The following is a 4,885-nucleotide window of genomic DNA, read 5'->3' on the forward strand; positions in this document are numbered from 1 at the left end:
GAGAGGAAGGTCGCCCCTGGCTCCTGCTTCCGGTGGACGACAGACCAGGCCATCATGGCGAAGGCCGTGCGCCGAACGAACTCCCGCTCGTCGGCCGCAAACTCGGCGATCAGTTCTTTCCAGGCGTCCGTATCGACAAAGAGATCCGAGACGCCGTCGACGATGTCCCAGGAGTCGAAACTCGCCGCCCATCGTCTTGCATCTCCAGCAGAAAACCGTTTCGGGTCAGCCGTGACGGAGGCAATGAACTGCGCCTCCATGATGCCGCTGTCCCATAGCTCGAAGGCGCGCTCGTGGTTGCGTTTGATCGTCCGCGCGATCTGCCGCTGCATGCCGTGCGAGATGCCAAGTGCACGGTCGATCTTGATGCCGTAGCGCAACATGCCGAGGCGGTTCTGCTCGGATCCGATGGCGCGAAGATGGGCGACGATTTCCGCGGCACTGGATTGAGGCGAGAGCTCTGCCACGGCAGAGACCTATTTTTCGAGACGGGCGAGCAGCGAGGACGTGTCCCAGCGCTTGCCGCCCATCGCCTGCACATCCTTGTAGAACTGGTCGACGAGTGCGGTGACCGGCAGTCTGGCGCCATTGCGGTCGGCCTCGGCCAGGCAGATGCCGAGATCCTTGCGCATCCAGTCGACGGCGAAGCCGAAATCATATTTGCCGGCGTTCATCGTCTTGTGGCGGTTCTCCATCTGCCAGGAGCCCGCGGCGCCCTTGGAAATCACCTCGATCACCTTCTCGATGTCGAGCCCGGCCTTCTTGCCGAAATGGATGCCTTCGGCCAAGCCCTGGACGAGACCGGCTATGGTGATCTGGTTGATCATTTTGGTGAGCTGGCCGGCACCGGCCGACCCCATCAAGCCGACCATGCGGGCAAAAGCGTCGATGACAGGCTTCGCTTTGTCGAAAGCGTCCTGCTCGCCGCCGACCATCACGGTCAGCACGCCGTTCTCGGCGCCGGCCTGGCCGCCCGAGACCGGCGCATCGAGAAACGAAAACCCGCCGGCTAGCGCCGCCGCCGCCAGCTCGCGAGCGACCTCGGCCGAGGCGGTGGTGTTGTCGATGAAGACCGAACCCTTCTTCATCGATTTGAAGGCGCCTTCCGGACCGGTCGTCACCGAACGCAGATCGTCGTCATTGCCGACACAGGAGAACACAAAATCCTTGCCCTCGGCGGCCTGCGCAGGGGTCGCCGCCAGGCTACCGCCATGCTGGCCAACCCATTGCTCGGCCTTGGCCTTGGTGCGGTTGTAGACGGTGACGTCATGGCCGCCCTTGTTCTTCAAGTGTCCGGCCATCGGATAGCCCATCACGCCAAGACCGAGAAATGCCACAGATGCCATGAGCTTGCCCTTCAGAATGGAAACGGAATTTGCTGCGAAAGCTCTAGGCTCTGCGCTCAATTCGTCAAGACGCGTATAGCCTGATCGACTGGTGCAGCCGAATCGAAAATCGTCAGCGTTTCAGGTGAACGGTGATCCGGCGCTCGATCCATTCGACGCCATGCCGCAATATCTCGACCATCACCAGATAGACGAGGGCGACCCAGATATAGGCCTGGATGTCGAACGAGTTGGCGAAGGCGAGCTTGGCATTGCCCATCAGATCGTAGACCGTGATGATGGCGACGATGGCGGACGCCTTGACCATCAGGATCAGTTCGTTGCCATAGGGCCGCAAGGCGACGATCAAGGCTTGCGGCAGGATGATCTTGCGCAACGTCTGCAGCTTATGCAGGCCAAGCGAGGCCGCCCCTTCCCATTGCCCTCTTGGCACGCTCTCTATGGCGCCGCGCAGAATCTCCGCCTGGTAGGCGGCCGTGTTGAGCGCAAAGGCAAAGACGCCGCAATTGAACGCGTCCTTGAAAAAATCCCAGAGGCCGACCGACTGGAGTTCGACGCGGAACGAGCCCAATCCGTAGTAGACCAGATAGGTCTGGACCAGCAGCGGCGTGCCGCGGAAGAAATAGACGTAGCAATAGGCGAGGCCGGACAGGATCCGGTTGCTGGACATGCGCCCGTAAGCGACGGGCACCGACAGGATCGCGCCGAGTACCATCGATATGGAAACCAGCGCCAGCGTGACCCCAAGCCCGCTCAGATAAGCCGGCGCATATTTGGCAAAGAAATCAGGATTCCAGGCAAGGAAGAGATAGCTGACGATGCCGATTCCGAACAAAATCCATAGGCCCACCAGCGCGTAACCGGCGATACGCCTGCGCGGCCAGCCGCGCGCCCGTGGCGGCGGACGTTCGACCATGGTGGCCGTGGCGCTCATCGCTGCGCCTCCCGCCGGCCAAGCGAGCGCAGGATCGCATTGGTGGCGAAGGACGACAGGACGGCCAGGCCAAGAAAGACCAGCGAGGCGACGCCGAAGAACAGGAAAGCGTGCTTGGTGACGCGGGCCGCAATGCTGGCATTGCGCAGCGTCTCGGCCAGGCCGACGACCGACACCAGCGACGTGTCCTTGAGCAGGCTGAGCCAGCAGTTCTCCAGTCCAGGAAACGCGATGCGCAGCAGTTGCGGCACGATCACCTTGCGCATGGTCAGCCAGTTCGAAAGACCGATGGCATAGCCGCCCTCATACTGGCCTTTGGGAATGGCGCGGAAGGCGGAAAGGAAAACCTCACTGGCATAGGAGGAGAAGATCAGTGCAAGCACGATCATGCCGGCGACAAAGCTGTTGACGTCGATGGTGACGTCAGGCCGGAAATACCTGACGAGATGCTGCAGCAGGATCGGCATGCCAAAAAAGAACAGGAAGAGCGTCACCAGTTCTGGCAGGCCGCGAAAGACGGTGGTGTAGATGTTGGCGGCAAGGCGCAGCGACGGTTCTTCGGACTGCTTGGCGAGTGCAATGAAAAAGCCGATCGTCAATCCGATGGGCAGCGTGGCAAGCGCCAACGCAATGGTGATCAGTGCGCCATAGGCAATATCGTCAAGCCAGCCTTCAGGTCCCCAACTGAGAAGTGTCCATATGCTCTGGGCTGGCATCGACCGGTCTTATCCTCACGGCATTCCCAAGACGAATAGAAAGACGGCGGGGAAATTCCCCGCCGTCTTGACCTGGCTTATCAGGACTCGGCGCCGTAGACGTCGAACTTGAAATACTTGTCGTTGATTTCCTTGTATTTTCCATTGGCGCGAATGGCGGCGATGGCCGAATTGAGCTTGTTGACCAGGTCGGTTTCGCCCTTGCGTACGGCAATGCCGGCACCAGGCCCGAAAATCTCGACCGGCTGCGGCGAAGGTTGGCCGAGGATCTTGCAGCAGGCGCCGTCAGGCGAGTCCAGAAACTGCTGCAGCACGACGATATCGTCCTCGATGGCGTCGAGACGACCATTGGCAAGATCGGCCTGCTCCTCGGGGCTGCTCGGATAGCCCTTCACGGTGCTGTCGGTGTAGGTCTTCGAGGCATAGTTGAAATGCGTGGTGGTGGTGGCGACGCCGATGGTCTTGCCGGCGAGATCTTCCTTGGTCACGCCTTTCAGCGTGCTGTCCTTCGGCACGGCGATCGCCGAGGGCGTGTTGTAGTATTTGTTCGAGAAGTCGACCTTCTCCTTGCGCTCCGGCGTGATCGACATCGAGGCGACGATGGCGTCGAATTTACCGGCCTGGAGGGCTGGAATGATGCCGTCCCAATCCTGGGCGACGAAGGTGCACTTGACCTTCATCTCATCACAAAGCGCCTTGGCGATGTCGATATCGAAGCCCACGAGCTGGCCATCGGCGGTAAGGTTGTTGAAGGGCGGGTAGGCGCCTTCGGTGCCGATCCTCAGGGTCTTTTCCTGGGCCTGGGCGACGCCGAGCGTCAGCGGCGCGGCCGAAGCGGCAAGCGCGATACGCAGTGAAATACGCATGATGGTCCTCTCTTTATGGTCCCGGCCGTCGTTCCGAACGGCTCTGTGGGGCGGTGCTTTTGACCGCCCGCTGGCGCGATACTCCCACTCTTTCCAAGAAAAAAGCAACTGCAAAACCATAAAAATGGGCAAGGCTATTCTGCCGTTGCGTCAGCGCTCAAGCAACGAGCCCGGTGGTGCGCTCGATGAAGTCGGCTATCGATTTTGCATCGTCGAGATCGAATACCGGCAGCAGCTCGCCTTCAATGGCAAAATCGGCGGCGACAGCGACGATGTTGGGATCCTCCGCCGAAAGCGGCGTGCGGTCCTTCGCATCCAGCCGGCGGGTTTCGATCTTGCTGTGGGCTTCGCGCTTGTAGCCCTCGACCAGCACGAGGTCGCAAGGGGCAAGCCGCGACAGGACAGTCTCCAATGTCGGCTCATCCTCGCCGCGCAGCTCGTGCATCAGTGCCCAGCGAACGCCGGAGACGATCGCGACTTCGGTGGCGCCGGCCTGCCGGTGGCGAAAGCTGTCCGCGCCAGGTTTGTCGATGTCGAAGTCATGGTGGGCATGTTTCACCGTCGACACCTTCCAGCCGCGCCGGACCAATTCGCTGACCAACCTCTCGGTCAAAGTCGTCTTGCCGGAATTCTTCCAGCCGGTGATGCCGAAGACGCGTCTGTTCATGGCTTGATGCTCTGCAACAGACGCTCGGCAGACACAAGATCGTCCGGTTCGTTGATGTTGAAGAAAGGGTCGATCCCCGCCGATGGCGGAACCGGGAACTCCACCTCGACAAAACCCTGCCGGTCGATGAAAGCCGAAACCCGCCTGATATCCTGATCGACCAGAAAGTGCCGCAAGGCATCGCGGCAGCCGATCGGCCACAGCGCGAAGGTCGGATGCCGCTTGCCGGCCGAGCGGGCAACGGCAATAGAACCGGGGCTTTGATCGGCGGCCCCTGCCAGACGCTCGACAAGGTCCAACGGCAGGAAAGGCGTGTCACCGGCAGCGCTGACGATCGCCTTGCAAGGCCTGTTGGC

7 protein-coding genes are annotated in these 4,885 nt (G+C 61.0%); all 7 read right to left on the reverse strand.

The genetic code is table 11. The features are described 5' to 3' along the window. Positions 1–467: DNA alkylation repair protein (locus EN969_RS16895; RefSeq protein ID WP_127419255.1), on the reverse strand; the 467-nt coding region annotated here is incomplete at its 3' end. 9 nt (positions 468–476) lie between these two features. Further along, a complete protein-coding gene (locus EN969_RS16900) occupies positions 477–1,346 on the reverse strand; it encodes an NAD(P)-dependent oxidoreductase (protein ID WP_024503308.1) in 870 nt (289 codons plus the stop codon). Positions 1,347–1,458: 112 nt separating this feature from the next. Then, positions 1,459–2,280 carry an ABC transporter permease gene (locus EN969_RS16905; protein WP_024503307.1) on the reverse strand — a complete coding sequence of 274 codons (822 nt, stop codon included), beginning with the start codon at positions 2,278–2,280 and terminating at the stop codon, positions 1,459–1,461. After that, positions 2,277–2,996, reverse strand: coding sequence for an ABC transporter permease (locus tag EN969_RS16910; protein ID WP_024503306.1), 720 nt, complete (start codon positions 2,994–2,996; stop codon positions 2,277–2,279). The genes EN969_RS16905 and EN969_RS16910 overlap by 4 nt, the downstream gene beginning before the upstream one ends. 80 nt (positions 2,997–3,076) lie before the next feature. Next, entirely contained in the window at positions 3,077–3,862 is a 786-nt protein-coding gene (locus EN969_RS16915) for an ABC transporter substrate-binding protein (protein WP_127419256.1), read from the reverse strand. A 157-nt stretch (positions 3,863–4,019) separates the two neighbouring features. After that, positions 4,020–4,529, reverse strand: a complete 510-nt coding sequence (mobB, locus tag EN969_RS16920) for a molybdopterin-guanine dinucleotide biosynthesis protein B (protein WP_024503305.1) — start codon at positions 4,527–4,529, stop codon at positions 4,020–4,022. Beyond that, a partial coding sequence (locus EN969_RS16925) for an NTP transferase domain-containing protein (RefSeq protein ID WP_164758303.1) occupies positions 4,526–4,885 on the reverse strand: 360 nt, incomplete at its 5' end. The genes mobB and EN969_RS16925, both read right to left, overlap by 4 nt.

This window comes from Mesorhizobium sp. M7A.F.Ca.CA.003.01.2.1 (assembly GCF_003998945.1).
In the GTDB taxonomy this organism is placed as follows: domain Bacteria; phylum Pseudomonadota; class Alphaproteobacteria; order Rhizobiales; family Rhizobiaceae; genus Mesorhizobium; species Mesorhizobium ciceri.

Excerpts from the sequence above, each read along its gene's own strand:
- EN969_RS16900 (WP_024503308.1), bottom strand. The coding sequence starts at position 1,346 with ATGGCATCTGTGGCATTTCTCGGTCTTGGCGTGATGGGCTATCCGATG.
- EN969_RS16905 (WP_024503307.1), bottom strand. The coding sequence starts at position 2,280 with ATGAGCGCCACGGCCACCATGGTCGAACGTCCGCCGCCACGGGCGCGC.
- EN969_RS16910 (WP_024503306.1), bottom strand. The coding sequence starts at position 2,996 with ATGCCAGCCCAGAGCATATGGACACTTCTCAGTTGGGGACCTGAAGGC.
- EN969_RS16915 (WP_127419256.1), bottom strand. The coding sequence starts at position 3,862 with ATGCGTATTTCACTGCGTATCGCGCTTGCCGCTTCGGCCGCGCCGCTG.
- mobB (WP_024503305.1), bottom strand. The coding sequence starts at position 4,529 with ATGAACAGACGCGTCTTCGGCATCACCGGCTGGAAGAATTCCGGCAAG.